Origin of the sequence: Planctomyces sp. SH-PL14, from assembly GCF_001610835.1 — a bacterium.
Lineage (GTDB): Bacteria > Planctomycetota > Planctomycetia > Planctomycetales > Planctomycetaceae > Planctomyces_A.
The window spans coordinates 3823766-3850209 of the sequence record NZ_CP011270.1 but is presented as its reverse complement, the minus strand read 5'-3'; the positions used below and the strand labels follow the sequence as shown (position 1 = coordinate 3850209).

The 26444-nt window shown below is 60.8% G+C and carries 24 protein-coding genes; 10 read left to right on the top strand and 14 right to left on the bottom strand.

The window, feature by feature from the left end; genetic code table 11:
- Positions 1-6: 6 nt before the first annotated feature.
- The 5 genes from VT03_RS14855 to istA all read right to left on the bottom strand — a co-directional run bounded on the left by VT03_RS14855 (position 7) and on the right by istA (position 7144).
- Entirely contained in the window at positions 7-369 is a 363-nt protein-coding gene (locus VT03_RS14855) for a DUF1257 domain-containing protein (RefSeq protein ID WP_075093696.1), read from the bottom strand.
- 240 nt (positions 370-609) lie between these two features.
- Positions 610-2817, bottom strand: a complete 2208-nt coding sequence (locus VT03_RS14850; protein WP_075093695.1) for a recombinase family protein — start codon at positions 2815-2817, stop codon at positions 610-612.
- Positions 2818-3218: 401 nt separating this feature from the next.
- Positions 3219-4244 carry a hypothetical protein gene (locus VT03_RS14845; protein WP_075093694.1) on the bottom strand — a complete coding sequence of 342 codons (1026 nt, stop codon included), beginning with the start codon at positions 4242-4244 and terminating at the stop codon, positions 3219-3221.
- Positions 4245-4895: 651 nt separating this feature from the next.
- Positions 4896-5657 carry an IS21-like element helper ATPase IstB gene (gene istB, locus VT03_RS14840; RefSeq protein ID WP_075092120.1) on the bottom strand — a complete coding sequence of 254 codons (762 nt, stop codon included), beginning with the start codon at positions 5655-5657 and terminating at the stop codon, positions 4896-4898.
- Positions 5654-7144, bottom strand: coding sequence for an IS21 family transposase (istA, locus tag VT03_RS14835; RefSeq protein WP_075092119.1), 1491 nt, complete (start codon positions 7142-7144; stop codon positions 5654-5656). Before istA ends, istB begins: the two co-directional genes overlap by 4 nt.
- A 479-nt stretch (positions 7145-7623) precedes the next feature.
- Between istA and VT03_RS14830 the strand changes: the two genes are divergently transcribed.
- From VT03_RS14830 to VT03_RS14790, 9 genes are all read left to right on the top strand, one after another.
- Complete coding sequence (locus VT03_RS14830; RefSeq protein WP_075093693.1) at positions 7624-9039, top strand: hypothetical protein; 1416 nt, start codon at positions 7624-7626, stop codon at positions 9037-9039.
- On the top strand, positions 9036-10349 hold the full coding sequence (locus VT03_RS14825; RefSeq protein ID WP_075093692.1) for a reverse transcriptase domain-containing protein: 1314 nt from the start codon (positions 9036-9038) through the stop codon (positions 10347-10349). The genes VT03_RS14830 and VT03_RS14825 overlap by 4 nt, the downstream gene beginning before the upstream one ends.
- Before the next feature lie 58 nt (positions 10350-10407).
- A complete protein-coding gene (locus VT03_RS14820) occupies positions 10408-11016 on the top strand; it encodes a hypothetical protein (RefSeq protein ID WP_075093691.1) in 609 nt (202 codons plus the stop codon).
- A gap of 97 nt (positions 11017-11113) precedes the next feature.
- Positions 11114-12919 carry an ATP-dependent nuclease gene (locus VT03_RS14815; RefSeq protein WP_082846226.1) on the top strand — a complete coding sequence of 602 codons (1806 nt, stop codon included), beginning with the start codon at positions 11114-11116 and terminating at the stop codon, positions 12917-12919.
- An 844-nt stretch (positions 12920-13763) separates the two neighbouring features.
- Positions 13764-14207: an Hsp20/alpha crystallin family protein gene (locus tag VT03_RS14810; protein ID WP_075093690.1), complete on the top strand. Its 444-nt coding sequence runs from the start codon at positions 13764-13766 to the stop codon at positions 14205-14207.
- 118 nt (positions 14208-14325) lie between these two features.
- Positions 14326-15069, top strand: coding sequence for a YoaK family protein (locus VT03_RS14805; protein ID WP_075093689.1), 744 nt, complete (start codon positions 14326-14328; stop codon positions 15067-15069).
- Between the two features lie 524 nt (positions 15070-15593).
- A complete protein-coding gene (locus tag VT03_RS14800; protein ID WP_075093688.1) occupies positions 15594-15884 on the top strand; it encodes a hypothetical protein in 291 nt (96 codons plus the stop codon).
- Positions 15885-16080: 196 nt separating this feature from the next.
- Positions 16081-16338: a hypothetical protein gene (locus VT03_RS14795; RefSeq protein WP_156514509.1), complete on the top strand. Its 258-nt coding sequence runs from the start codon at positions 16081-16083 to the stop codon at positions 16336-16338.
- A 252-nt stretch (positions 16339-16590) separates the two neighbouring features.
- Positions 16591-16824, top strand: coding sequence for a hypothetical protein (locus tag VT03_RS14790; protein ID WP_075093686.1), 234 nt, complete (start codon positions 16591-16593; stop codon positions 16822-16824).
- A 49-nt stretch (positions 16825-16873) separates the two neighbouring features.
- Here the strand turns inward: VT03_RS14790 and VT03_RS14785 are convergent, their stop codons facing one another.
- The 3 genes from VT03_RS14785 to VT03_RS14775 all read right to left on the bottom strand — a co-directional run bounded on the left by VT03_RS14785 (position 16874) and on the right by VT03_RS14775 (position 17701).
- Positions 16874-17116, bottom strand: a complete 243-nt coding sequence (locus VT03_RS14785; RefSeq protein ID WP_075093685.1) for a hypothetical protein — start codon at positions 17114-17116, stop codon at positions 16874-16876.
- A 13-nt stretch (positions 17117-17129) separates the two neighbouring features.
- The gene (locus VT03_RS14780) at positions 17130-17405 is read right to left on the bottom strand and encodes a DUF1488 family protein (protein ID WP_075093684.1); all 276 of its coding nucleotides are present in this window, start codon (positions 17403-17405) and stop codon (positions 17130-17132) included.
- A gap of 71 nt (positions 17406-17476) precedes the next feature.
- Positions 17477-17701 carry a hypothetical protein gene (locus VT03_RS14775; RefSeq protein WP_156514508.1) on the bottom strand — a complete coding sequence of 75 codons (225 nt, stop codon included), beginning with the start codon at positions 17699-17701 and terminating at the stop codon, positions 17477-17479.
- A gap of 1003 nt (positions 17702-18704) precedes the next feature.
- On the opposite strand from VT03_RS14775, the gene VT03_RS35240 reads away from it, so the two are divergent.
- Positions 18705-19037 carry a 2TM domain-containing protein gene (locus VT03_RS35240; RefSeq protein ID WP_156514507.1) on the top strand — a complete coding sequence of 111 codons (333 nt, stop codon included), beginning with the start codon at positions 18705-18707 and terminating at the stop codon, positions 19035-19037.
- A 295-nt stretch (positions 19038-19332) separates the two neighbouring features.
- Here VT03_RS35240 and VT03_RS33515 read toward each other — a convergent pair whose 3' ends face one another.
- From VT03_RS33515 to VT03_RS14745, 6 genes are all read right to left on the bottom strand, one after another.
- A complete protein-coding gene (locus VT03_RS33515) occupies positions 19333-19812 on the bottom strand; it encodes a hypothetical protein (protein ID WP_156514506.1) in 480 nt (159 codons plus the stop codon).
- A 97-nt stretch (positions 19813-19909) separates the two neighbouring features.
- The gene (locus VT03_RS14760) at positions 19910-20950 is read right to left on the bottom strand and encodes a DUF1559 domain-containing protein (protein ID WP_075093680.1); all 1041 of its coding nucleotides are present in this window, start codon (positions 20948-20950) and stop codon (positions 19910-19912) included.
- An 825-nt stretch (positions 20951-21775) separates the two neighbouring features.
- Positions 21776-22066 carry a hypothetical protein gene (locus VT03_RS14755; RefSeq protein ID WP_075093679.1) on the bottom strand — a complete coding sequence of 97 codons (291 nt, stop codon included), beginning with the start codon at positions 22064-22066 and terminating at the stop codon, positions 21776-21778.
- Between the two features lie 129 nt (positions 22067-22195).
- Positions 22196-23122 (bottom strand): DUF1559 domain-containing protein, encoded by a 927-nt coding sequence (locus VT03_RS14750; protein WP_261340459.1) that lies wholly within the window; start codon positions 23120-23122, stop codon positions 22196-22198.
- Positions 23123-23185: 63 nt separating this feature from the next.
- Complete coding sequence (locus VT03_RS33510) at positions 23186-23500, bottom strand: hypothetical protein (protein ID WP_156514504.1); 315 nt, start codon at positions 23498-23500, stop codon at positions 23186-23188.
- Between the two features lie 199 nt (positions 23501-23699).
- Positions 23700-26261, bottom strand: a complete 2562-nt coding sequence (locus VT03_RS14745; protein WP_082846224.1) for an ABC transporter permease — start codon at positions 26259-26261, stop codon at positions 23700-23702.
- Between the last annotated feature and the right edge of the window lie 183 nt (positions 26262-26444).

The following is a 26444-nucleotide window of genomic DNA, read 5'->3' as shown; positions in this document are numbered from 1 at the left end:
GGATCTTCAGCCTCCGACCTGAACGGTGAGACGGATCGAGCCATTCTCCATGGACTGCTCGGTGACGCTGTGTCCCTGGCGACGGGCTTCGAGCTTGGTCTTCTCGACGGCGTAGCGCTGCAGGAAACGGTCGAGCTCCGCAGGATCCCCCCAGCGGCCGCCGTAGTTGTCGTACTGGAGCTGGCCCGTCTCGGTCTGGCAAACGACCGGGTACTGCCAACGTGGGAGCTGAACTCCGAGGCCGCGGACGCGGCTGGCGAAGAGCTGGTGCTCTCCGGAGACCGGCTGCGGCAGCAAGAGCCTTGTGCAGGCGTTGAAGATCGCGATCGGATCGCGGACCTCCGTCTGGATGTGGACGATGTGGGACATTCCGTGTGGGGCCTTTCGATGTTGGGAAGGACGTGAGATTCGCAAACAGGAAACGGGTTTCGGAGGTGAACACTGTTAGTGACGCAAGATCGCTTGGGATTTAGCCAACTGGCACGAGCGCAAAAAGAAGTGCCGTCGGAACTGAGTTCTGACGGCACTGCGGAGTTCGGTTCGACGGAAAGGACTGTGTGGATCGCGATCTACCTCGATCGGCGTTGTCGAAGGCGAGGCGTCGGCGAGCTACGCATTCTCTGTTGCCCCGTCGCTGGGAAGCCGCCGGACCTTGTTGGTGAGCTGCTTCCGCCGGGTCCTCCCGTCCGGAACTGCCAGACCGCGGGTCCGATGCCAGTTGGCGATGGCCTTATGGACAGTGGCGTCGCTGCATCCGAGTTCCGTGGCAATCTCTTCGATCAGGTGGCCCTCGCGAAAGAGCTCCATGACGCGCGGTTCGAGACGGTCCGCCAGCTTTGGAGGTGCGGCGCGCCTCGACCTCGCCAGCGCGTGCAACTGCTTCACGCTCAAGCCTAGCCGATTTGTCGCGGCCAGCTCCTGGAGGAGGACGGTCACGCGACTCCGCGACACCCCCAGTTCGAGGGCGATGTCCTTAGCGGCCTTTCCCTCATGGAGGAGCCTCCAAGCCTCCTGAGCTTGAGTCCGTCCCCGCGAGGGTCTCTCGACATCAAGGGTCAGAGGCGAAGCTTCCTGATCTGTGGGCGGTTCGGAGCCGAGAAGGCCCGTCGCGTAGAGCACGCGGTCTACGGTCAGAGGAATCGCCAACTGGAACGCCTTCCGCATACGACGCGGCGCCGGGACCGTGGAGACGAGGATCGGTCCACGGAGCAAATCCGCCAAGGCGACAGCAGCCGCCGGAGTTTGAGACCGGATGACGGAATCAAGCTTGCCAAGCTCCCTTACGATGTCCTCTCGCCCCCGCTCATCCGGGGCCTTCGTCAGGCGATCCGATGCGTTGGCCAGATCGTCTTCGAGCTGCTGCTTCTCCTGCAGACGTTCCTCAAGCCGCTTGTCGACCGACGGAATGGCAACCTTACTCCGCTCGATCTTATTCAGCAGGTTCTCAATGCCGCTCTCGCACTCACGCAGACGCCTGCGCAGGGTGTCGATGTCGTTCGGCAGGCCTTTCCACTCGGTGCGCCAATGCTCGATGGTCCTAGTGACAATGAGGTTGGTCCACTCGTCGTCACGCAGAATCCGATTGCTCACGAGCTGAAGAATCTCTTGCTCCGCCAGATCGCGCGGGAGCTGACTCCGCTGGTCACAGAGCCCATCGCGGTATCCGCGGCAACGGAGGTACCTCGCCTTGGGACCAGTGACGTGCATGGGCGACCCGCAGGCCGAACAGTGCAAGAGTCCCTGCAGCAGATGCCGCGGCACTCCGTTCGGGCCGGCAGCGCCACCCAGCTTGCCATCAGGGCGGCGGTATGCGGCGACCCGGTCGGCATTGGCCTTCAGCTTCAAATGAGCCAGGTGGAAGGTTTCGTCGTCGATGATCCGCAGCTCAGGGAACTGGCGGTTCCACTTCAGGATCTCTTCGTCCGTGCGCAGCTGCCGAAACTTGATTCCGGTGAGGGGACTCCGACAGTTCTTCCGGCGGCCCCAGGTCCAGAGTCCAATGTACTTCGTCGACTCAAGGAGCCGACGGACCGACGAGTGATCCCAATGCGTGTTGGTGGCCCGGTGGTCGCGGGGAACCTGAAGCTCATTCAACTCACGGACGATCCACTGGATGTCACGATTCTCGCGGACAAACCAGTGGAAGATCCGCTTCACCCAGTTGGCATTTTCGGGGTGAATGGCATACCGACGTTTGGGCACGTCAACGCCGCGGACCTTCCGAGACGCACCGTTCGGATCCGGATGCGAATCGAATCCGAAGCAATAGTCTCCAAGGCTGTAGAAGGACGCCAAATTGCCCAGCAATCCGCGCAGGCTGTTCTCCTGCAGCTCCTTTCGATACTGCTCCGCAAACATGGCCTGGAACGCCGAGTGCAGTTCCCAACCGAGGACATTCGTGTCGATCCCCTCAACCTTGGAACGAACGCGAACACCGCACTCGTAAACCAACCACTTGAGCAGCGACATCGTGAAGACGTACTCGCGAGCGAGCCGGCTCAGAGAGAAGACGTACAACTCGCTGAACTCTCCATCGGCGGCTGCTTCGAGCATCTGGTACAGCCCCTCGCGGTTGTGCTCCGCTCCGGAGATGCCCTTGTCGGCGAACTGCAACTCGGGCTTGATCGCCACTCCGGCGAGACCGCACGTCTCGCGGTTCTGGTCCTCGATGCTCGTCTCATCTTGCAGACGCCAGCTGGAGTACCGGGCGTACGAGGCTTTCTCCTGCTCCTGCCTGCGCTTCCTGCGGCGCGCCGCATTCGATCTAAGGAGCTCATCGAGCTTCCTCAGGGTGTTGTCTTTCAGCGAATGATTCATGTTTTCTGCTTCTGATTGGTGGGACATCGTCCCCGGGGGAGAAGGTGGGGCGGCGAGTGTCGCCGACCCACCAAAGACTTCCGTGAGGACGCGCAGAAAACAGCAGGGGATGTCGGACCGAGATCCGCCCTTGTCACGGGCCGTTCTGGCAGGACATCGGTGGGACGTCAGCTCATGACGCGCACTCGCGAGGAGCGCCCGCCAAAGCCGGCGAGACCTGCCGCATGTCATAAGGCCCGTCGGGCAGGGTCCTCGACTGGTGGAAAAGCCCGCCGCTGCCCCATCGCCGGGGGTTGCCCGGGCTCTTTCAGAATGCAGAATGCTGGAGAAGCCGCGCGGCGATGGCCAAGCTGATCGAAATCAAGCGGAAGAGCGGGATGGGCCCCTCATCCCCCGGCGTTTCAATCCAGCGATCGCCCGCGCGGGGACTCAAAAGCTCCCCCCAGCCGACTCCGAATCTGGCTGAGATCCCCTTCGAGCGTCGACCGGTCGATCTCCAGCCACTGGGCGAATGCGTCAAGCGTCTTCGAGCCAAGTCGATTGAGCGACGCGCCGTGACGTTCGTGGAGAACGCCCCAGTAGTGCTGCAGACTGTAGATCCGAGCCCACCGTGCGATCGACTTCTTACCCAGAGTGATTGACTCGACGAGGTTGATCCACTCGCGGAGATGTTCGGCCGACCGAGCGGTGAAGCGGATAGCTGCCTCCTCACGTTCTCGAAGCTCATCACGCGGCGGGAGCCGGGCGATGTCCGGCGTAAACGCGATCCGGCCGACCTCTTGTGCACGGGCGGCATCCAGTGAGGGAAGCGGCGAGACCTCCTGACGCCCCAGCGGCATGACGGTCCTCGGGCCGACGACGTGATTCAGTCTCCAGCGCAGGCAAAAGTCCTCCAGGAGACCTAGATCCATCGTTTCCCGCCGAATTACTCGCAGTTCGGTTTCCGAGTTCGTCGGGCCGGCAGGGAGCAGGATCTCTCCTTCGGGCCGGAGAAGTTGCGGCATCGCCGTCTGTAGAGCCTGGTACTCGGAGCGAAATGCTGGGTTGGTAAAGAGCCAACCGCAGTAGCCCCTCGCGGTCTCACGTTCGAAGTCGAGCCGGCTTTCGGCCTTGTTCAATAACGTGGCTCTTTCGGCATCGTTGAGCCCCCACTCCTCCATCGTCCGACGAGCGAGTCCCTGATCTTGGAGCTTCGGCGGGGGCACAAGAACCGAGTCGAAAACCGGGCTTCCATTGCGAAAGCCAACTGCTCCGAGTCTCTCGGCCAGCTTGCCCAGCTCGATCTCTTCCGCCCAGAGCGACGCATCGAGACGTTGCGTCACCCCTTCGGCCTCGAGCAGGCTCAGAAGTCGGGAGGGCAGCACGTAGTACCACGTCTTGGCCAAACTTGGGCGTTCGGCCAGCTTCTCAAGCCCAAATTCGATCATCGAGACACTCCCTCTCCTTTTTTCGCCCGGCTCCGCCGGGGCACATGACTTCAAACTCTGGCGACGTCGTTCGCCATCACTGCTGAACGCTTCGGGAATCGCCGGACTCGGTCCCTTCACTTCGGGGAACTGGTAAAGCCGGTTGCCCGTCAGGCGGAGATCGATCAGGTTCGCCCTCGCCCTGAATTGTTCGCCACCGCGTCGCAATCGCCAAGGCGATGACCTCGGCAATCCGAATCTGGGCGGGAGTCAGCTGGCCCTCTGTTCGTTGCACCTCATTCATGCATCGCTCCTCTGAAGACTGAGGATTACCGGTCGCGAAGTGCTAGGCGGGTCCTCTACAGATAGTGACGCATTTTTGAGGGGGATTTAGCTGGGAGAGATCGTTGTGACGCCCGCGAGCCCGCACCAAAGAGTGAATCATCGGGGGGATGACAAGCCTTGAACGCGGCGGCTCTTCAAGGGGCCCAATTCTGCTCGGGAGTGCGGAGTTGCCCTGTGACGCCGTCGCAACCTGTTGAGGGCGGTTCAAAATGGCAGCGGCGGGCGGCCGAAAATGACAGCGCTGAGGGGGTGAAGAACACCAGACGGATCGGGGCCTGAAGCTTGTATCGACCTCCGGAACGTCCGGAGTCGAGCCGGGAAAGCCGCTCAGCCGGACTTCCGCCGGCGTTTGGCGTCCTGCAGGCGGTAGCTTTCGCCCTGCGTCTCCAGGATGTGGCAGCGGTGCGTCAGACGATCGAGCGCGGCGCCCGTAAGGCGCTCGCTCCCCAGCACCTCCGTCCAGTTCTCGAACGGCAGGTTCGTCGTCACGATCAGGCTGTTCCGCTCGTACGCCGTTGCGATCACGTCGAACAGCAGCTCGGCGCCGGCCTTGCTGGCCGGGACGTAGCCCAGCTCGTCCAGGATCAAGAGGTCCAGCTTCGCCAGGTGTTGCCGCATCCGCAGAAGCTGGCGTTCTTCCTTGGCTTCCAGGAGCTGTGTGATCAGCTCCGTCACCCGGAAGAACCGCACCTTGCGGCCCTGGGCGCAGGCCGCCATTCCCAGCGCCGTCGCCAGGTGCGACTTCCCGGTCCCGGAAGGACCGACCAGCAGGATGTTCTCCCGCCGATCGAGGTACTCTCCTTTCGCCAGCAGCAACACGAGCGGCTTGTTCACGCTGGGACGGGCTGCGAAGTCGAACTCGTCCAGCAGCTTCGCCGCCGGGAACCGGGCGGCTTTGAGCCGCCGGTCCGCCGCCTTCCGTTCCCGCTCGATCAGCTCCAGCTCCGAGAGCTGCAGCAGGTACGCCAGGTGATCCGCATTGTCAGAGGCGCACCGCTGGGCGACCTTCTCACACTCCTGCTGCATCGTCGGCAGCTTGAGCTGTTTGAGGTGGTGCTTCAGCAGCACCGTGCTCTTCGTGTCGGTCATGGCGTCCCTCCTTCCAGAAGGGCCTGGTAGGAGGCGACGCAGGTCGTCTCGACCCGCACATGAGCCAGATGCGGCCGGCCGTCGAGCCGGAACAGCTCTGCAGGGCGCTCCGCCCGATGTTCAACGATCGTCCGGAGGCTGTCCGGATCGATTACATCGATGTCCAGCGCGTACTCAACCGCGGCCGACAGCTGGGCCAGAGAGAACTTCTCCAGCAGCCGCAGGACCCGGATGTACGACCGCGTTCCCGAGCGGGGATCTCCCGCCTCCAGGCGTCGCCGGAGCACCGCGAAGCACTCCGGCAGTCCCCATTGCTCCAGAGGGCGGGCGTAGTCGAGGCCGCCAGGCTTCCGCTCCAGCAGAGCCAGATAGTGAACGGGCTCAAAAAACGTCCGTTCCCGGTCCCAGCACCGCAGGTGCCGGGCCACCAGTCGGTCTTCATGGACGAGCCGGATCTCCTGGACCGTGGCGACGACCAGAAGCTTGCGGTGGGCGTACCGGACCGGAACCGAATACTCGTTGTCGTCGAACCGCACCAGGGACTGGGAGTCGACCGTTCGCTCTCCCACACGTCGAGCCTCGAACGTCTGCTTCGGGAGCGGCAGGAAGGCCGCCTGATCCTCTGGAAGCCGGTCCTGCTTGGAACTCCCTCTCCCACGGACCCGCTCCGCGAGATCCGTCCGACACCGCTCCCGCAACTGGGCGTTGAGTTCCTCCAGGGAACCGACCTGCGGAACCGGCACAAGGAAGTTCCTCCGGGCGAAGCCGATCAGGCGTTCGACATGCCCTTTCTCGTTGGGGCGGCGGACGAGGCAGAAGTGCTCCCGGAACAGGTAGTGGCTCTGCAGACGCAGGAACTCCCGGGTGAGCTTCCGCTCCCGACCCTTGAGAACCTCGATCACCGCAATGGCGGAGTTGTCGTAGCTGATCCGATACGGAACCCCTCCGAAGAACTCGAACGCCCGGCGATGTCCTTCCAGGAAGGTCTCGGTGCATTCCCGGGGAAAGGCCTGCAGGAAGATCGCTCCCGAGTAGGGGAGCGTCATCACGAACAGGGCCACCTTCCGTTCCTGGCCGTCGAGCCGGATCGTCGCCTCCCCGAAGTCGACCTGAGCCTCACCCGGTGGATGGGAGAGCGGCAGGAAGACCTCCTGGTGGGATTGCTTCCAGTCCCGGACCGCGTCTTTCACGACGGTCAGCTTACCCTGATAGCCATGCTCGTCCCGCAAACGCTCGAAGATCCGCTTGGCCGTGTGCCGCTGCTTCCTGGGCGCCGTGCGGTCCGCTTCCAGAATCTGGTGAATGACGGGGAGAAACGACTCCAGCTTGGGCTTGGGGCGAGGCTGGTTCTTCCGATACCCCGGCGGCTCCGCGTGGGCCAGGATCTTCTTGAGCGTCCGCCAGCCGAGGCTGTATTTGCGGCAGGCGGCGCGCTGGGTGAGTTGGCCGGTCAGGACCTGCTGCCGGACTTCTTTCCAGAACTCCATATCGGATCGCACTCCTAGGCACCTCGGGGACGACGGACAGGACGGAGGCTGACGCCTCCATCCTGCCGTGTTCTCAAGATGCACAACTGTGCGCTGTCAGATTCGACCGCCCCGATCCCCGCCCGCCGCTGCCATTTTGGACCGCCCTCAACACGCAACCCGCCTACGAGGCAGGTGTTGCGGCAGTTCACTCATTCGTTTGTTACCGGCGTGTACGAGGGTTCGAGTACGCCGGTAACCAACAATCAGGTGAACTCGCGATACTCCGTCTTCAATCGACGGGGAGTCAGCCTCGAGCATCTCTCCGAATGCGGCCAAGGTCCCGAAGAGCCGGTGTCACGTCCTCATCGAGGACTCGCTGCAGATGCTACCGTTCGACATGCGATTTGGGATCCCGATATGTGGAAGCTCGACTGTTAGTTGCTCCTAATCCTCGGCTAGGATAGATTTCCCAATACACGGTAATTGTGGACAGGTGAATGACTCCTCTACCTCGCTGCACGCCGCGGAGCGTCATCCGAGAAAATCGGCGCCTGAGCGCTACGTTTTCTGCCGACCAGGCGGATCAACTGAGGTCTGTTTTCTCGCCTCTCTCGTCGCAGTCGGCGGCCGTCGAGGGAATCGAGCCAGCCCACATCACGCTCGAGGGGCGCGAAATCGATTTGTATGTCCGGCGTGGTTTGCAGCCGGTGCTTGAGGCTGTCACTGGATGTGAGTTCTCGTTCAAAACCGCTCAATGGTCGATTTGCAATCCGTATGAGGCTGGATATCTGGGCCCCCGACTCTCTACGGCCCCACTGGAGCTGATCGCGGAGGCCAAACAAGGGGTTGTCGACGTTCCCACCGAGAAACTGCGGGACAGGGTGATCGCACACATCATTGCGGCGTTCCCGTCGATTCAGATCGCGGTCGTCTCCGGCAGTCGATCAGATCTCGAGTACACAATTCGCAGTATCAGGAATCTGCTGGCAGAGTCTCATCATGCAAGGCTGATCCCGATTCGCAATGGAGTCGTCGAGAGGGATGGACACACCTACTTCGGGACCATCGCCGATCTGCAGTGGCTCTACCGTCTGAGTGGCATCCCAAATGGCCTGATCATCTTTCTGGATGCGAGCAACATTGCCCACTCGTGGGCCGCCGAGGCAGTGGACAGCTTCGCCTTCGTGCGGGTGCTGGGCTTCCGTCTTGGAACAGTAAGCCTGTCTGCCGTTGAGGCGGACAGCATTGACTGTGTATTCGGGCTGGAGTCGGTGTCGATCCTCCCGGGAGGGGATTCCGCTCGGGAAATCAACGCGAGAATCGTCAACGTCCGCAGCGGACGGAAGCTTTCAGGGGATCTCACGGGTCAGAAACTGCGCGACCACGGGATCGTCTATCACCAGTCGCGAAACCGTGCGATCGTGCAGGTTGCGGTGAGCTCTGCCTCGACATCAACGGTGATTGTCGCGGCCGATCTCCGGCACGCGGTGCGTCTCGCCAAGAAGCTCCCACGTGCTGAGATTGTCCGCTCCGATGCATCAATTCCGCACTGGATCTCTGAAGCCGATCACCACGTCATTCGGCGTAAGGTGAGGCGAACGATGATGGATTCAACGCTTCGCGTCGTGCCGCTCGGAGACTTGGGAGAAGCGTCGCTTGATCAGGCGGAGACTGTGATCTACGCCGCCGGAACGTGTGGAGTCGATGACAACGTCCGTTCAATTACAATACCCGGGTATTGGATAAGGCACCGACCCGCAATATGGGTCGACTTCCTCGATATCCACCATCCGGAGTTGCGGCGTGGCGCAAAGATGCGTGAAGCGGCCTATCAGCGATGGGGTTGGCTGGCAGGGAACTCGCTCGAGCAGAAGGTCGCGGAGTACCTCTCCCGCAGGGAGATCTCGCGATGAGCCAGTACGAGATCCCGAGACGCCGAGTCCGTTCCTCTGCCTCTCAGGCAGTTGCCGTCGCCACGACTTCCTTCGACGACATCGTCGACCACGAGAACCTGCTCGCGGTGTTTCAAGATCTTCGGGCTAACGGCGGACGCGCCGCTGGAATCGATGGACTGACCTACGACGACTACGGCCCGAGGGAGGCGGCTGCGGCTTTTCGCGATCTAACCAGGAAGATCAAGGACGGAACGTACCGCGCGAAGCCCTTTCGGACCGTCCTGATCCCGAAACGGAGCCTGTCCGCCGATCAGAGCGGGGAGCGACGTGAAATATCGATCGCAACAGTGATGGATCGTTGCGTGTCGACAGCTGTTCATCGTGCCCTCACACCGATCTTCGACACGATGTTCCTGGATTCGATCTATGGCTTTCGAAGCGGGCGCGGCGTCTGGCAGTTGCTCCTTCATATCGAGCGCGAAATTCAACGCACCGGACGGACGATTCTTTATCAAGACGATGTTCGCCACGCGTTTCCGTCGGTACGGCTGGACCGGCTTTTTCGACATCTTTCAAATCACGTATCTGACCCCCGACTTCTCTCCCTCATCGAGCGGATGTTCCGTTTCGAGCGCGGAACGAGAGAGATTGGGCTACCACAAGGAGACGCCTTTGCGCCAACCGGCTTGAACGTTGAACTGCACTACGATCTGGACATCCTGGTTCGCCAGGAACCCAACCTGGGCCAAGTCCGTTACGCCGACAATCTGATCGGCCCAGCGGGCAGCCCATCCGAAGCAGAACGATCGCTCGACATCTCAGAGCGCCACCTTGCGGCGGCTGGTCTTCAGCTGAAGCGTGTGCCAGACCGGATCACCGATCTCACCAAGCGGACGGCATCCGTGCTGGGCTACGCAGTCCGCTGGGATGGCAGCCAGCTCAGGATCAGTATTCCGGACCAGTCCTGGGAGTACCTGAGAGGCAAGCTCGAAGACGGCCTGCGATCTCCCACGCCACATCACACTGCCCGTCTCGCCACGAGAGGGTGGATCATGGCTTACGGACCTGCTTTTGGACCTGCGGCAGCACACTATGAAGCCTCGCGCATCGTAAATCTCTGCACCAAGTTCCATCTCGAAGCGCCGACGCGTCACGAAATCCACCAGTGGATCGAGGAGGCGAAGGAGAGATGGGTGAGGGTAAGGGGTGGTGGTGTGGGGTGTGCCTCTCCGCGGCCACCGTTTTTCGACGACGCTGACCAACTCTTGGTTGATGAGCTCGTCGACAATCCCTTGTCGATTCCACCGTGGATCGGCAAAGACGTCTAATCGTTGCGGTAGTTGCTGTTCGAGCGACTGGATTCCCTACTCTTCAACACCGACTCTCATGCCCGACTCCTCGCAACACGACGGATCCGCGGAGATTCTGCGCCGCTGGTACGAACTCGGCCGAAAGTTTCTAGCGGCGTACCCCGAGGGAAGGACGCCTCACGGAGCGATCCCGGCTTTCGCAGCTGAGAATGGCGTCAGCCTGGATGAGGTCCAGAAGGCGAAGCGATTTCGACAGCTCTTCACTGAGCGCGATTTCAGGATGATCACCACGCCAAAACGGGGAACGCCGCTCGGCTGGGGAATCGTCCGAAAACTGCTCAGCGTAGGGGACCGGAGCGAGCGGATGAAAATCGCCAAGGCCGCAATCGCGGACGGGATGACGGTCAGCGCGGTGTCGGAACACATCGGGGGCAAATACCAACGAACCAATCCCCGCGGCGCCGGCAGGAAGGCGAAGAGAGCGAGTTCCGATTCGGAATGGTGGGTTCGGGTCGATCGGAAATCCACCGCATGGCTGCAGACCGTTGATGATCGGATCAACGACGTCGCGGATCCCGCTTCGCCCGCACTGGGTGGTGCCATCGAGGAATCACTTTCGCGGATGTCCGTGATGATGCTTCGCCTTCAAAAGGCGCTTTCGCGCAATGCGTCTCCCTCGGTGTGACTCGCTTGCACATCCAGATTGGCCAGACAGAATCAGGCTTAGGGCATCACTGGCGGGCCACGCTGCGTCAGCCGATCACATCCCATTGAGGCAAGCAATGGCCAAGAAGGCGGCAGCGAAAGCAGCATCCGAAGCTGACGGAGTGATAGCATCGGATATCGGGACGAAGCTCCGAAAACTGATCATCCGCAATCTCGGCTGCATTGGAAGCACACCAGTCGAGATCGATCTGGATGACGTTGTCGTCTTGGTCGGTCGCAACAACACGGGCAAGAGCACGATCCTTCGCGCCTATGAGGTCCTTTTCGATTCGTCGACTCCGAAGCTGACGATCGAAGACTTTCCGGGAAACAAGGTAGTCGAGGGCTCTCTGCCCGAGATCGAGCTCCACACACGAATCATCGACAATCCGCCCGCGAGCAAATGGATCGCCACTCTCGACGGAGAGCAGATCGTTCGAGAAAGATGGACGTGGAGCAATCCTGGAGTGGCGAAGCGTCAGGGATTCGACACGCAGACTAACGAGTGGTCGGACCAAGTGCCTTGGGGAGCAGCCAACGTCGCGAATTCACGCAGACCGCGTCCCCATCGCATTGACGCATTCGCGAGTCCAGAAGCCCAAACGGGAGCAGTAATCAAGCTCCTGATCGCGGCATTGCATGCCGCAGTTGAGAAGATGCCGCAGAGTCACATGGCCGAGGACGGGACAGAAACAAGGACAGACTACGGTAAGCTCATCGACAGCATCGCTGCTGTCCAGAAGTCCGTTCTCGAACAGGCTCAGGAAGAAATTGACCACGCTCAAGAGCACCTCACCAGTTTGATTCAGAACGTCTTTCGCGGCTATCAGATTCAGTTCGAAGCCAAAACTGAAGAGGATCTCACGGACTGTCTTCAATTCTTCAAGCCGGGGGCCGTGTTACGAATGGGGCCACAGGACGGCCACCTCAGTTCCGCGGACAAGCAAGGCAGTGGAGCCCGACGAACTCTGATGTGGGCCGCCTTGAAGTACGCGGCTGAAAAGAAGGCAACCGAAGATACCCGTCCGAATCTCTTGCTGATGGACGAACCTGAGCTGTGCCTTCATCCGAATGCTGTCCGAGAAGCGTGCAACGTCCTGTACAACCTGCCTCAGGCTGGGAAGTGGCAGGTGATGGTCACAACGCATTCACCAGCCTTCATCGATCTGTCACGGGACAACACGACTGTCGTACGAGTTGAACGGGACTCGGTGGCCGGGGTCATCACCGGGACGACGGTTTTCCGTCCAGAGAAGGCAAATCTCAGCGTCGACGAAAAGGAAGAGCTGAAGATGCTCAACCTTTGCGACCCCCATCTCTGCGAGTTTTTCTTCGGCGGTCGAACGATCGTCGTGGAGGGGGACACCGAATATACGGCCTTCAAGTACCTGATCCACACATGTATCGACGATGAGAAGCTTAGGGACGTGCACATCATCCGTGCCCGCGGCAAAGCGACGATCTGCCTCATCGCGAAGATTCTCAATCAGTTCAATGCACGGTATGCCGTCCTGCATGACAGCGATTCACCCACCGCGAGACGAAGAAAGAGGAAGTCTCAGGAATACGAAGACATCGCGAATCCGGCTTGGACGAACAACAGGAACATTCTTGCATCAGTTCAAGAGGCCGTCGAAGCGGTGCGGGTACGACTGCTCGCACTTATCCCTCATTTCGAGGGCGCATTTTTCGGTGAGGAGTTCAGCGAAGAGAAGCCTGTCAGTGCTTGGCTGAGGATGAAGGAGAGCCAAGAGCTGTGCGATCGCGTCAAACGCCTTTTGTACGCTCTGCTCGATCATCACGACGCGGCGCCAGAGGAGTGTTGCGAGTGGAAGACCGAAGAGGAGTTGAAGGCACGCTACGAACAATTTGCGAACGCGTAGGTTTCTACCGGCAGTTCGGCCAACTGCATCCAACCTGAATCGCTACTGGCGCGCGAGGTGTGTTTCCAGCATCGCCAAACTTGTCCGGTTTCACTCCCCCGTCTTAGGACTCCGAGACAGAGGCTGCAGAGCGTTGTGTTGGGATTGTCTCTGCCGACATAGCCGAGTACCCGACCGATTTCGAGCGGTTGCCGATAACGTCGGCAAACAGCAGTGGGAGCTGGCTTGAGGCGTCGCTTCGAGTCAACCCACAGCAATCGTCCGAGTGAACTCTCGGCTCGCCGAGCCCGGAGGCTTCGACCTCGGTGATTTGAACGTCGACGAGGCCTCTCCCGCCGCGCGTCACGCGAGCCCTGTTGTGGTCCCGCGAAAAGCCCCGTCGACCCTGTGGCGCATTCTCGTGACCCTCCGAATAGAGCGGGCTGTCCCTATAAACTCGCTGTTCCATCCCTGGCCCGGGCGCCGGTTGCTTCGATTCCTCGCAGGGATGCGGTCCGGCCGCGAGAGGATCGCAGTCAGGCCCCTCGGTGGAGATGGCCTGCGATGGTCAAGCCAAAAGAAACTTTCACGACTTCGGCCAGGAGATGATCGCGAAGCCCGGGCGATCCAGACTAGTCCTCCAAGACAGCCACGCTGCCATTTGTCTGCCGAGATGACAGGCGATGTTTAGGGCTTCGTGGTCCTTCTTTGCCACAAGTTCTTGACGAGTTTCCTCTTGAAGCTACGAACCGCCGTCGGCGCGCGGCTTGCTTGCGGTGTCGCTCCATGTCGGAGGCGATTTTCCCTCTCCGGCAATTCGCCCTGACTGAACGGGCGCGGCTAAAACCACGAAAGGAGATGAAAGATGATGCCCACGCTCAATGAACGCTGGAACGCTTTGTTTTCCGATCCCTTCGAGGCCGTTCGCCGCGAGATCGCCAGTCGCCCGCGGGCGATCGCAAACGGTTTCGGCGCCTTGTCCTCGTGGGAAGATGAAGGAAACTACTTCGTTGAAATGGATGTCCCGGGAGTCGCGCTTGACGATCTGAGCATCACGTTCGAGAAGGAACACCTGCTGATCGAGGTCACCCGAAAGGCGCCCACGAACGCGCGCAACAGCTGGTATGACGAACGCGCGTACGGCACGCTCCGACGATCGCTGCGGCTGACCGACGAGGTCGATGCCGAGTCGGTCGAGGCGGTCCTGTCGGATGGTGTGGTCCAGATCAAGATCGCCAAGAAGCCGGAACACCAGCCGCGGCGGATCCCTGTACGGGCCGACGGGCAGAAACGGCTCGCCACCTCGTAGGTTCTCGTTCCTCATCATGTGATGAGTGAGTTCCCGACGATGGTTGAGCGGAGTGTAGAGCTGGCCCGCCTCACTGTGCTCCCGTCGTCGGGACTCGTTCTTCCGGCGCCCTCGTTCCATGAAGATCACGCTTCACACTCCCGAGACGATCTATTCGCCTCGCCACGCGCCAAGCTGGCTGCTTCTGGCTTGTGCCGCGGGGATGGTCAACGGCTTTGCCTTCCTGATGTGTGAACAGTTCGTCACACACGTCACGGGAACGGTGACGCGGATGGGGCTCGAGTGGCCGGTCGTCGGAGTGGCAATCGAGTATGCCGTCGTGGTTGTCAGCTTCGTCCTGGGGGCGGCTGTTGCCGTGATTGTCATTCAGTCCCGAGCGCGTCAGGGAAAGCAGCCGCGCTGGGCGACGCCGCTCGTACTGGTGGTTGTGCTTCTGGTGAGCACCGCTATTGCCGGACGCGGCGGTGCTTTCGGCCAGCTGGTTCGGACGGCCGCCACGGAGCCCCCTCCGGTCGCGTTTCTATCCCTGCTGGCCTTCACGATGGGTCTCCAGAACTCGGCGGTCGCGTCGACGACGGGGCTCGCCGTGCGTACGACTCACTTGAGCGGTCCGGCAACTGACACCGGAATGCACCTGGGAACAGCCATCCTGGCCGACGGGGAAGAGCGTCGGGCGGCCCTGCGTGGGGCCGCTCTTCGAGGAGGGAAGATTCTGGCGTTCATGCTCGGGGCTGGCGTAGCCGTCCCCTTAACCCTTTCTCTCGACTACTTCACCCTGCTGGCACCGGCGATCTTGGTCAGCGTGGCTACGGCTCTCAGCTTTACCAGCGCATGGAGTCCCAGCGATATTGGCATCCGCTAGGGCAACTTGTTGCGTTGGGGCTCCGTGGGCGAAACATGCGGCGTTCCTCGCGACATCGAATGCGGGCTTCTAAACGATGCGAGGGGTGAGGGACAGATCTGGAGTGTCCGTTCGAAAGTCCGCCCGCCGGCAATCGAGAGCTCGCCGCTGAGTGCGAGAGATTGCGCCATCATTCGATGCTTCTGCGGGAGCGCCTGCGGACTGCCGAGTTGGACGCGCAAAGCCTGCGGGCGTTTGCCATCGAGTGGGTAAGGGAGCAGAGGAAACTGTTTCCCGCTCATGCGTTCGCGTCCGATCGCGTCCCGGCGCAGAGTCTCTCGGCGGAGTAAAAAGACCGCACGAAAGGGCAGCCGTTCCGGGGTCGGCGATCGCGGTCGAGGCGGCCAGAATTCACCGCCCTTCAACGGCGGCTCCTCGGAAAATCGGGGGCTGGCCGGGCTGCGACTCCTCGCGAAAATGACCCGAGGATAGTGAAGCCTGGAGGACTGCCAAGGGTGGCAGGGACCAGGACAACGGAGTTGTGAATGAAGGGGCTGGTGTTGTTGGGGGACGAGGTCGCGCTCTTGAAGTTCGCGGCAAAGGACGGGGTTCTGAGCCGGACCGGCCCGACGCTGGGGCACGAAATCGCCTGCGAATTCTTCTGTGAGGCTGGCCTGGCCGAAGCCGTCGGCGACGAGCTGCGACTGACACCGTTGGGGCGAGCTGTATCGCAGAAGCTCATCGACTCAGGAGCTTCCGGCACGGTGTCGATCCCGCGTTCAGTTCTCGATGCGCTGGGACCACCATTTGCGAGCCATCGGGGTTTGGAGCCATAGCGGCCACGTCAGGGGTAGACCATTCCTGGACTGCTGTGGTGCATCTGAGAAAGGCGGCGGACCAGCTCTCCCCCGGCGTGGCCGTATAAACTCTTTCTGAGAACCGGTTGTCGGTCGGAGGTGTGTGGTGGGAGCGACGGGGAGTTCGGCAGGGCCGGTTCAAAGCCTCAAGATCTCAGAGGATGAGTGGCGGCTGTTGGTTGACCTGATTGCCGGCTTCGATGCCACGCGCTACCACCCCGTCCGACTCGACATGGCCATGCAGGGGCTGATTCAAAGCGGACTGCTCGAAGAGGTGCGGAACGGCACACGGGTCACGAAGCTGGGATACCGGGTGAGGGCGGATGGGCCCCGATACGTCCCCGGAGGTCCGCGGGTCTGGTGCGGCGTCGTCGAGCCAGAGGATCCAAGAGAGAAGCCGGGCTCCGATCGCGGTGGCGCACCCCCGGCCTGACTCGTCTCAAAGGCCATGTCGCGGGGGAAGGGCCGCAGTTGCCGCTCAGCTTCGGCGGTTTGGACCTGATCTATTTCTGCCGTTATCTTCCGGTCACAGCGGCGACCCTTTGGGCTTGAGGTACGGGCGTCCTCCAACGCCGGATGCACGACGATTCTCTGGCAGTTCGATTGTCGTTGGGGCACTTTCGGGGTGAGGCTGGATATGGAGCAGGACTCGCTCGGACCGAGAGCACCATCTCGACTGTTTCGGATGCTGGTCTCCGAATACATCACGCTTCGAGAGATCGGCGTAAAGCCGATCGCTGTGACCCTTGTCGCCCCCTCGGTTGCAGGCGATGTTGAGTTCCTGGTGGCTGCCAACCTCGCCTCTCGAGAAGGGGACACAGTGACGATCACTCCGCGAGGCACGGAGCTGTTGAAGGCTACGCCATACAGCTGGAGCCCGGTGGTGGTCAGTTTCGATGCTGAGGGGCTAGGCTGGTGAGGCGGCCCACTGCCGGGACCGCAGAAGTCTGGATCCCACTTCTCCGCAATCATCTCAGAGGGACTGTCTGGGCGGCGTATGCAGCTAAAATGATCGCCAGGTTCAGCAACAGGGCAGCGGCGATCAAAGTGGTGTTCCAGTCAAGTTTGACGGCACCAGTAGCCTTGCCGGCTACGAGCAAGACCCCGATGAAGACGAGGACAAATGAGAGTCCACAGAGGAGGCTTGGGTCGACATGCATTGCATACTTGGTCAGAGCTTCCTGAAGGTCACCGTAGAGCCATCGGCGCATGCCGCTGGCGGATTCAGCTGTTCTCGAGGTCGGCCCGAGTGATCACGATCTCGGCGTTGGGATCAGCCTTGTCAATCCTCCGCCGGGACGCGGCCTCGACCTCTCTGAACCGCTGGTCAAAGACTCTCAGAAGATCCAGAGCGTTGGAACACGGGAGGCCACCCGCGGTGACTGCCTCCTCTGAAATGATGCACCAAGTTGGAACGCCGTCCACGATCGCGGCGAATCGCACGGCGTTGCGTTCGAAGAGGTACTCGCGTTTTCCCGTGAACTCGACGTGCTTTGCCATACTTTCACTCTAGCCGAGTGGCCTCGGCAGGAACGTTCCGCCGGTCGATGCGAAGGGCGGGGACCAGATTGTCAGTTTCTAGCAGTGGCGTCGCCGCTCGTCGTCGACTTCGGCTCTTCGGCATCGAGCACGAGCCGGATCGATTCGAGGCCGTTGCCGCGATCAATGTCGATGTCGATGACTCTGCCACGCCCGCGGAGTGCGCCAATTTCGATATCGCAGTGCCACCACACCTGGGCACCAATCGGCTTCTTGGCCGTCAGCGTGATGATCCGCCCCATCTGATCAACTTTCACACCCTCAGTGAATTCGATCGTCCGAGTTCCATCCGTTAAGCGGTCCACAGTTCTGGCCTTTCCTTCCGTGCCTACTGGAGTGCGGTTCCGCCCCGCAACTCGCGGAACCCCCGAATCGTCTGCGCCTGATCGGAGTCTCCCAGGGCAGAAGACGAGCAGGCCCCGGGCTAAGCATACGCCGCCCGGGGGCGTACTCAGCCTCGTCCGTCACACTCGGATCTTCGATTCGATCTCATCCGGCCTGAGATAGTCGACTGTCGTTTGGTTGCAGCGCCAAACGTTTCCGAGGCAAGGTTCGAGCCCCCATGCCCTCAGGTACGATTTGGCCGCTTCGGGAGTCAGCGGTTCTCCCTCACGCCTGGCGTTCTCCACGAATCGGCGAAGGTTCACTTTCACAAAATAGGTTGGGTTTTCCATGGTCCTGACCTCCGTAGGTCCGCCCGCAACACGCCATTTTGCTCCACGCGCCCCGGCTGTCAAGAAAGATACCCGGTGCCGCGAACGAACAAGGGGGTTGCCGACCTGCCTTAAATCGACCGCGTACCGGGCACGGCAATTTTGAAATCCGTAGCCGACTGGTGCAAGCAAGAAACGACTCAGTGAGGCCGGCCCAAGAGGGGAGCGGCAGGCACGTTCCTTCCAGTCCGCCGCTCCTCTCCCTCGGGCCCTCGCCTCCGTGTACAAAGTGCCGGGGAGGGAACAGACTTGACGGCGGGCCAGCACATCACTGGCTGCTCAACCGTCCCCCGGCGGCGAAGAGTATCGGCAGAAAGAATTGCGGGAATTTGCTGATGGACGCGCGGACCGATTCATCCGAATTTGCCATCAAAGTCTGCGCCGTCGGAAGAGAAACCCGGGGACGGGAACAGAGGGTGTAGGGCCAGCCACAGCTCTGCTCAACCATCCCCGGGCCGTTCATCCAAAGCACTCGGACAGAGTGGCCCCTGTCACGAGCGTGAGAGCCAGGGGCTGCCGGACCAGCTGGCACCAAGTGGCGTGCTTCATGCAGAGGTTGTGCCCTCGCGCCCTCGGGATTTCTCTTGGGCCGACGTGCAATGACCACGGGCATGGCCTTTGCCCAGGAGCTTGGTGTCTCAGCCGTTACAGGAGAAAAACATGGCTGCGCGTGAAGTCGCCGAACAGAAGATCAATCGAGGGGTTTGCAATACATTTTGCCGTCTACGCGATCGTCGTGGGCGCCTTCGCGTACATGAACTACACCCGCAACCCTGACAATATGTGGGTCATGTGGGTGGCTGGCGGATGGGGTCTCGGACTCGTCCTCCATGCGATCCTGGGTTTCCACCCCGGCGACGCGCGAGAAGGGCGTTCATAACGTGATGGAACGCCAGAATGAGCGCGACGCTCGTGGAAGCGGTATGACGGACAAAAAGAGCCAGCCTGTTCGGTAGGCCGTCACATATTGCAACATCTGCGTTCACAGCCGGAGCTTCAACTGCGTTAGTTTGGCGACCAAACTGGAAACCCCGTATCCAGCAAAGCGCCGAACAGCCAGTTGAGGCTCCGGCTTGCTTTCCGGACGAGTGACAAGCGGCCCAAAAAGAACACCCGGGCAGGTCGGACGCCCAACCCGGGTGAGACGTGCGAGTGGCCGCCATTGCTCAGACCGGTCAATCTTTCAGCTCCAGTTTGATCTCAGCTGAGCCCGAGTCCTTCACCTCACCTGACAGGCCCGATGTATCAAAACTCGAGTACTTCTGAGGGACAAGGTATTTGGTGGTTGTCTTGGGGGCCGGCTTTCCGTAGTTGGGAGAACTCGGATCGAAATACGAGGGATCGTCACCTTCTGTCACCGCCTTCGTCACAGTGAACTGGTGCTGCCCGGCGATTGCTCCGTCGCCCGGCTGGTACGTCGACAGAGAGAAACGTCCGGAGGAATCAGTTCGCCCGCTCGATGCGACAATGTTCTTCGTGCCGGTGCTACGCGCCCCGACCGTGGCGTCCGGAACAGGTTCTCCTTTGTAGGTAACAACGCCGCTTGCGGGAAACGTCGGCTCTCGTGTGCCTGAGAGTTCTCCTCCTCCTCGGCCGCAACCGACAAGAATGAGGGCAGACAAGGCGGACGAACAGATGACTTGAGCGTAGCGCATGCTCGGTCTCAGTGATGTTTCAACGAGGGAAAAAATAGGCCCGGCACCTACGTTAAGTGCCGGGCCCTTGCGAATCCTTCGGCGTAGCAATGAGTCACTAGAACGGGTTCTTCGATTCCTGACACGCTCGCGTGCCCATCGCGCCCCAGATGCCGTACTGACTCGGGGTCGTGTCGCGGCCGGGGGGCGGCGATGCGAGATTACCGCAGTCGATGTTGTCGCTGATGAAGTGCACAGCGCCGTCGGCCATCAGACAGTTAACTCCACCAGTGTGAGCACTTGAAGCAGAGTAGACCGCATTGTCGGGATCTTCCGCATTGGTGCTGTTTACACAGGAAGGCGAGTTCGGAGGCAGGATGGCCTGAAAGCCTGTAAATGCCGGTCTACCATCCCCCCAGCGATCCCCGCGCATGCGGTCGGCGTCGCCCGTCGTAAATCGCCCCGGATTTGATGACAGCTGCCCGAGGCACAGAGACGGATTGGTCTGAACACCCGTGACGCTCTTGAGAACTTGGCCGTATACCTCAAGGTTATCGCCGCCGTAGGCCACCGACTTTCTCACCTCGGACATGGCGAGCGTGTTGCTGGTACCATCCGTCACATCCCGAATGCTGAACGGCGTCCATCCGCCGAAGAGGCCGCGGACGCGTTCGATTTCTCGGTGCTCGAGTTCGATGCTTCGATCACCCTTGCTGAATGCATAGCTGGTCTTGCCGCGATCCCGCTTGTGCTGCACATCAGACGGACATTGGAGTGTGGGAATGTTCGCATTCCACCAGTCGCGGCTATCCCATGGACGAGCCCCTTGATTGCTGGCGGCGGTGATGGCGTTGTAGATCGATTGCTGGTCAAAAAACGGCAGCAGGCCGAAGTTGGCGGAGAGGCGGCCCGCGTTGTCGCTGTTATCGCCTGGTTGCTGCGCCGAGCCGGTGAGACCTGGAGGAAAGCAGCTGTAGGTCTCGATGTACGAGTGCATCGCAATCCCCATTTGTTTGAGGTTGCTCTTGCACTGCGACATACGAGCCGCCTCGCGGGCCTGCTGCACCGCCGGCAGGAGAATTGCCACAAGCACTGCGATGATGGCGATAACCACCAGTAGTTCGATGAGGGTGAAACCCGTGTTCCGCTTCCTGAGCATCGGAAGAACTCCACAAGAGAGAATATGAATTGACGTGCGGACGACCCGACACCTCGAGAACGGTGCAGCTGAAGGGACCGTAATGTTGCCCGCCCAGTCGGGGAATGTCAATTTTCAGGCGGCGTTCGTACTCCGTTACGAACCGGTTGTTCACGAAATCAAAAGATTCAGTCGATCTTAAGATGCTCCGGCGGCCTGGAACGAACAACGCCCAGGTTTAGGAACAGAGCGTGTAGGGCCAGCCACAGTTCCGTTCGCCATCTCCGGGCAGACGCGTCATAGCAGAGAGCCACGCACGCCGATATCGTTTCGATTACGAGTGATCCGTCGCGGGCCCTGCAGAACCTCAATGGAGCCGCACGTCTCGTTGCTGAGGCGGCGGCCAACCTTCGCACGATTGCCGACAAGGCGACTCTGAGGCGGTTACGCCTGATCCAAGTCGAGCTGAAACTAATCGAGGAACAGCAGCAGGCGAAACTCAGTCAGGCGACAGTCGCTAGCAATCCCTGCTCGACCGTTGGTGGAAAGGCAACCGACATCGCGAGCGAGTAACAAAGCCCGGAGACAGGAGCGGGAGTGAGGCGGTTCGGCCTTCGCTCCCGCTCGACCATCCCCGGGCGGAAGAAGACTGCGAAGCCCGGGGAGAGACACAAAAGCGCTGCCGGCACAGTGCTCCCTCCTCCTCAGTGACATCCCCCGGGCGGGGACAGCATACGGCCAAGAGCTCACTCCGTCACCATTCCCACGGCCGCCAGGTCCTGGACGCATTCCGCGATCATGCAGAGGCAGTCCTCCTCGTTGTTCCCGGGTCTATTTTTGCGCGGGTCACGAACTCGAACTGTCCCGCCCTCTCAGACGGCGGAGGTCGAGGACAAATCCGGCCAGGAGGAGGACCGCCCCCACTCCTGCCAGCCCCCAGACGATGTAGCGTATCTCCGGCGGTGACCCGATTCCTTGCCTGCCGACAGATCCGTTGACCTTCGCAATCGAGTAGCCGGCCATTCGGATGCTGCTCCCCAGTCCTGCTGCGGCGTCGTGCTGGAAGAGAATAGCCCTCTCCATCATGTGAACGAGAGCCGCCCCGACGATGAGGATGCTTCCGGCGATCTGCGACATGGCTCGGCCCCTTGGATGTGTGAATGAATCACACTGATCGTAGGTGGCCCGAGAGTAAGGGGCGAGCAAAGGCCGAGACGCCTCTTCAGGGCTCGAACACCGACGCTTCGCTGGAGAGAAGATGCCGGTTTAGAACTCGCCGACTGGCTCGTTTCCTTCACGGGACAGGAGTGCAAACATGACCTTCGCATCGAGCGACTCACCGAGAAACTTGGCACTGCCATCGCAAAGTGTCACATGGGCTCCGCCCGTGTGGAATCCGTAGGTTCCTTGGCTGTTGCTGCAGTTGATCGTGCAAGCGAATCCAGTTGCGGTTCCATTGGCCGCGTACGACTGATACGTGAAGTGGCGATACGACGCCCAATGAGCCCACCAGACAGGATTGGTCATGCCAGTCGTTGTTGCCTGCTTCTGCCCGCGAATGTAGTAGTCGGGACGTCCAGCCTGCTCGTGAATCAGTACGGTGTTGGAAGTTCCATCCTTGATGTCCGAGATCTTGCCGATGGCGTTCTCAGTGGGAAGCGCAGGTTTTGCCTGGGCTCCGTTGACTTGGTACTGGGCGTTCAGCAGGTGGGTGACAGCGTAGTCACCTACCGCGCCGAATGTGCCCGTTAGAGTCGTTGTCGCTCCCTTCGTACACGCAACGAGCCCCGGGTCTGGGGCGGACGCACATCGAAAGACGGGGACTTGCGACTTCACCACGTCACCGTTTTCGGTGTCGTAGTAGTTCTTTGAAAAGTCGTACTTGTTGAACAACGCTCCTTGATCCACATAGGGAAGGATCTGCACGGACCACCCTGAGCCGGACGTGGCACTCCCGAAAGTCCAACGACAGGCCGGAAAGCCTCCGTGTGCACTTTCATAGTTGTGGAAGGCAAGTCCAATCTGCTTCATGTTGCTCAAGCACTGCGACCGCCGGGCCGCCTCCCGCGCCTGCTGCACAGCGGGCAGAAGAATCGCCACGAGAGTGCCGATGACGGCAATCACGACGAGTAGCTCAATCAACGTAAAGCCGCGTTGGCGAGAACGAGGTAAACTGGTCTTGGCATCAGTCAAGGATGGCATCGAGTCGACTTTCGGGCGGTCAGAGTGAGGGGACAACAGGATGGGAAACACGCATCATTTCAGTTCGAATGGCGGAAACTCGTTCTCCCCCTCGACGACGGTCACGGTAGCTGCAGGACTCCTGAGGGTGGCGTATCGTCCTTGAAGGCGGTCTGGGCCTTCGATTTCTTCACCAGCTTCCACCGTGATCGTTGGCCAAGTGACCGTCACGACATACTGTCCGGCCGGTGCCCCATCGAAGGCATCGATTGTGCTCGGCCGGAACCATCCATCTCCTTCAACGACTGCGTATGGAGTGATCGCCTTCGGATTTGTCTCCCCGACGCGATGAAACGTGACATGCGCACCGATTGCCCGCTCACCATTCACGCTGACCTCCCCCGACACCGGGAAGACCTTCGGACCGGACGGAGTAGGTCTTTGGCAGCCCGAGATCAGAGATATCGAAAGCGCTGCGATCATGCAGACATGGACACGCCATCGCTGGACGACGCATACGCTTGTTGGAGGCGAAAACTCAGTCACAGCAGAATCACATTTCGGCAGGATAGGGAGATCACGTGACGCATCACATTGCAGAGCGGCCAGCTTGAAGGAGCTTCAGCGGCTCGGTTCGGCCGGCCTGGATTGCTGGCCATAACGCCGCCGCCAAGCAAAGAGCGAGCGTCAAACCGAAGCCAGCCGCGATTGAGCTCCACGGGATAATGAGCGGTGTCACGAGGCCGCCGCGGATGTTGACGTATCGCGTGATACCCGTTCCGCAATAGCCCGCCATGACGCCAAAGCCAAAGCTCAATAGACACGCCGCCAAGCCCACGAGGATCGCTTCGCAGAGAACGAGCCGGAAGAGTCCAGACCGTGTCAGACCCACGGCCCGCAGGATCCCCAGATCCCACCTCCTCGCCCGGACTGAGGACACGATGGCGTTCACAACGCCCAGCGAAGTCACCAAGAGCGTTACAAGAGGAAGACGGCTCAGCAGCCAAATGATCCCGGCCGCCCTCTCACGGATCGCCTCTCGAACCCCTTCCCGAGTCCTGATGTTCACACTCGTTGCGGATCCACCGTTTCCGCGACCTCCCATCATCCCGCCGAAACCACCCGCTCCGCCAAACCCTCCCCGTCGTACTGCCGAAGGATCATAATTCGCCTCCGCAATCGACTGAATCGACTTCTTGATCTCCTCTTCGGTGGCAGTTCCATCCGTATTGAGCCAGAACAAGGAGGTCCGCTTGATGCCGAAATCCCGCTGCACTTGCGCAAAGTCGGCGAACATTAGGCCCGCGGAGCGACCACCACCTCGGTTTCGCAAACCGATCTTGCTCATCCAGTGCCAGCCGTCCATCGAGACGATGCCAGCAATCTCGTACTCGATGACCTCGTCTTTCGCTTCCGGGGGAACCACCCCAAACTTTCCTCCGATGGTGAGTCCGCTCTCGCGTTCAAAGTGGTCAGGAACCAGGCAATACCGCCCTTCCTTCAGCTTGGCCGCGGCCTCCTTCGCACTGCCTTTTACGAAGTGGAACGGAAACACGGGGTCGTCGCCTCCGATTCCGCGGTCCGCATCCACACCGACCATCACACAATTGTCTTGTCGAGATGCCGTCGCCCGAACTTTCGCGCCGGTGACATCGGTGGCGAATCGCGTCTGTTCCGCAACGCACGGCAGTGAACCGTTGCTGTCGACACCGGGAACATCCAGAACGGCTTTGACCGCGGAGTCCGGTAGGCCTGAAGGCGAGAGTGCCACCAGCATGTCCGGCACCCAGTCACCTGGCGTGTAAGGCCCGAGCATCGAGGATCCCCAGGTCTGCATCGCGACAAACAGTCCCAACCCCAGGGTGAGGCCAATCGTCGTGCCGAGCGTTCGCCAGAGGTTCGTAGAGAGTTGAGTCGCCAACAACTGGGGCGCCACACCCAGCAACCGGGCCAGCACCGGCCCAAGGAAACGTTCCGTGATGAGAACAACCGCCGGGGCGAGCAGGATGAAGCCGATCGCCATTGCCGTGCAGCCGACAGCGGCCGACATCATGTATCGAGAGGTATCCGCCATCGGAATCCAAAACACGAGCAGAGGATTCACTGCAACGAGCACGAGACCGACGGCGGACGCAAATGAGGAAGCACGAGACATTGGCAGCTTCGGCTGAGGCGCCATCGCTTCCAGCGGATGAACCCGAGTTGCCCGCCATGCGGGCATGATCGCCGCGGCCAGAGCCCCTCCCACAGCACACAATCCCGACAGGAAGACGCACCAGAAACCCAGGAATGCTCCGATCGGAAACAGGTCCGGCTTCCAACTGACGATGAGCTGTAGTAGACCCCATCCAGCGAGCAATCCACCGCACCAGCCGACCAGGCCGAGAAGCAGGCTTTCCAGTCCAATCATCGCAGCGACCTGCCACTTCGTTAGCGTCACTGCGCGGAGGATCGCGAACTGCCGTATCCGCTCATCGACTCCCATGCTCAACGTGGAGAAGACGATAAACAAGGCCGCGAGGAGCGAGATACCGGTCGCGGCATACGCCTGTGAACGAACGGTGTCTGACGTCGTGCTCTCGCTCAGCTCAGCGTCGAGTTCGGCGAGAGACTGCATATACGCGGCGGGCTTGGCCTGCGACAGCCGGCCAGCCCAGTTGCGCTGAAACTCGTCGATCCCGTAGCCCTTCTTCAATGCCAGTCCAACGTACTCAAACGTCGGCTCGACTCCCGCAATCTTGCTGGCAAGGTTCACTGGCACGTAGAGAGCGGCGCTCGCCGGTCCGCGAATGACGGGAGCAGCACGCATTGCAGGTAACCCGACGATAGCAGGCGTCGTTGGTAGCGTCTTCCGTTGCTCGACGATTCCAACGATGGTGAGGTTCGCCGTCTCTCCGGCCGAGCCCCCGAAACCGAATCCGCCTCCAGGGCTCACGTTCACTTCGTCGCCAACCGTGACCTTCAATTGCGAAGCCGCGTCCTTGGAGATGACAGCGTCCAAGGCGTCGGCCTGCTTAGGATCAAGCCAGCGCCCTTCAAGCAGGGTATAAGGGGCTTCGACAGCGTCGGTGCCAACAAGGGTGGGACCGCGGTTGAAAGCTCCTCCAGGCGCTCCACCACCGGTGAATCGAACTCCTCCCTTCTCAGTCATGCCGGGGATCAAGGCCCAAATGGGGTTTGTGCTGGATCCCGACAGTGAGCCGGGAATCCCCTCACCCTGCGGACGACCCGTTGGGCCTGGAGTGCCCGCGTTTCCGTCCTCACCACTGGTTGGTTCACCCGTTCGACCGCCCCCGCCTCCGCCACCACCGCCTCGCCCCCCGAACCGTCTGGC

Excerpts from the sequence above, each read along its gene's own strand:
- VT03_RS14800 (WP_075093688.1), top strand. The coding sequence starts at position 15,594 with ATGAAGGGGCTGGTGTTGTTGGGGGACGAGGTCGCGCTCTTGAAGTTC.
- VT03_RS35240 (WP_156514507.1), top strand. The coding sequence starts at position 18,705 with ATGCAGAGGTTGTGCCCTCGCGCCCTCGGGATTTCTCTTGGGCCGACG.
- VT03_RS33515 (WP_156514506.1), bottom strand. The coding sequence starts at position 19,812 with ATGCGCTACGCTCAAGTCATCTGTTCGTCCGCCTTGTCTGCCCTCATT.
- VT03_RS14755 (WP_075093679.1), bottom strand. The coding sequence starts at position 22,066 with ATGTCGCAGATCGCCGGAAGCATCCTCATCGTCGGGGCGGCTCTCGTT.
- istA (WP_075092119.1), bottom strand. The coding sequence starts at position 7,144 with ATGGAGTTCTGGAAAGAAGTCCGGCAGCAGGTCCTGACCGGCCAACTC.
- istB (WP_075092120.1), bottom strand. The coding sequence starts at position 5,657 with ATGACCGACACGAAGAGCACGGTGCTGCTGAAGCACCACCTCAAACAG.
- VT03_RS14855 (WP_075093696.1), bottom strand. The coding sequence starts at position 369 with ATGTCCCACATCGTCCACATCCAGACGGAGGTCCGCGATCCGATCGCG.
- VT03_RS14745 (WP_082846224.1), bottom strand. The coding sequence starts at position 26,261 with ATGACTGAGAAGGGAGGAGTTCGATTCACCGGTGGTGGAGCGCCTGGA.
- VT03_RS14760 (WP_075093680.1), bottom strand. The coding sequence starts at position 20,950 with ATGCTCAGGAAGCGGAACACGGGTTTCACCCTCATCGAACTACTGGTG.
- VT03_RS14825 (WP_075093692.1), top strand. The coding sequence starts at position 9,036 with ATGAGCCAGTACGAGATCCCGAGACGCCGAGTCCGTTCCTCTGCCTCT.
- VT03_RS14785 (WP_075093685.1), bottom strand. The coding sequence starts at position 17,116 with ATGCGCCGATGGCTCTACGGTGACCTTCAGGAAGCTCTGACCAAGTAT.
- VT03_RS14790 (WP_075093686.1), top strand. The coding sequence starts at position 16,591 with ATGCTGGTCTCCGAATACATCACGCTTCGAGAGATCGGCGTAAAGCCG.
- VT03_RS14830 (WP_075093693.1), top strand. The coding sequence starts at position 7,624 with ATGACTCCTCTACCTCGCTGCACGCCGCGGAGCGTCATCCGAGAAAAT.
- VT03_RS14805 (WP_075093689.1), top strand. The coding sequence starts at position 14,326 with ATGAAGATCACGCTTCACACTCCCGAGACGATCTATTCGCCTCGCCAC.
- VT03_RS14815 (WP_082846226.1), top strand. The coding sequence starts at position 11,114 with ATGGCCAAGAAGGCGGCAGCGAAAGCAGCATCCGAAGCTGACGGAGTG.
- VT03_RS14845 (WP_075093694.1), bottom strand. The coding sequence starts at position 4,244 with ATGATCGAATTTGGGCTTGAGAAGCTGGCCGAACGCCCAAGTTTGGCC.
- VT03_RS14810 (WP_075093690.1), top strand. The coding sequence starts at position 13,764 with ATGATGCCCACGCTCAATGAACGCTGGAACGCTTTGTTTTCCGATCCC.
- VT03_RS14780 (WP_075093684.1), bottom strand. The coding sequence starts at position 17,405 with ATGGCAAAGCACGTCGAGTTCACGGGAAAACGCGAGTACCTCTTCGAA.
- VT03_RS14850 (WP_075093695.1), bottom strand. The coding sequence starts at position 2,817 with ATGAATCATTCGCTGAAAGACAACACCCTGAGGAAGCTCGATGAGCTC.
- VT03_RS14820 (WP_075093691.1), top strand. The coding sequence starts at position 10,408 with ATGCCCGACTCCTCGCAACACGACGGATCCGCGGAGATTCTGCGCCGC.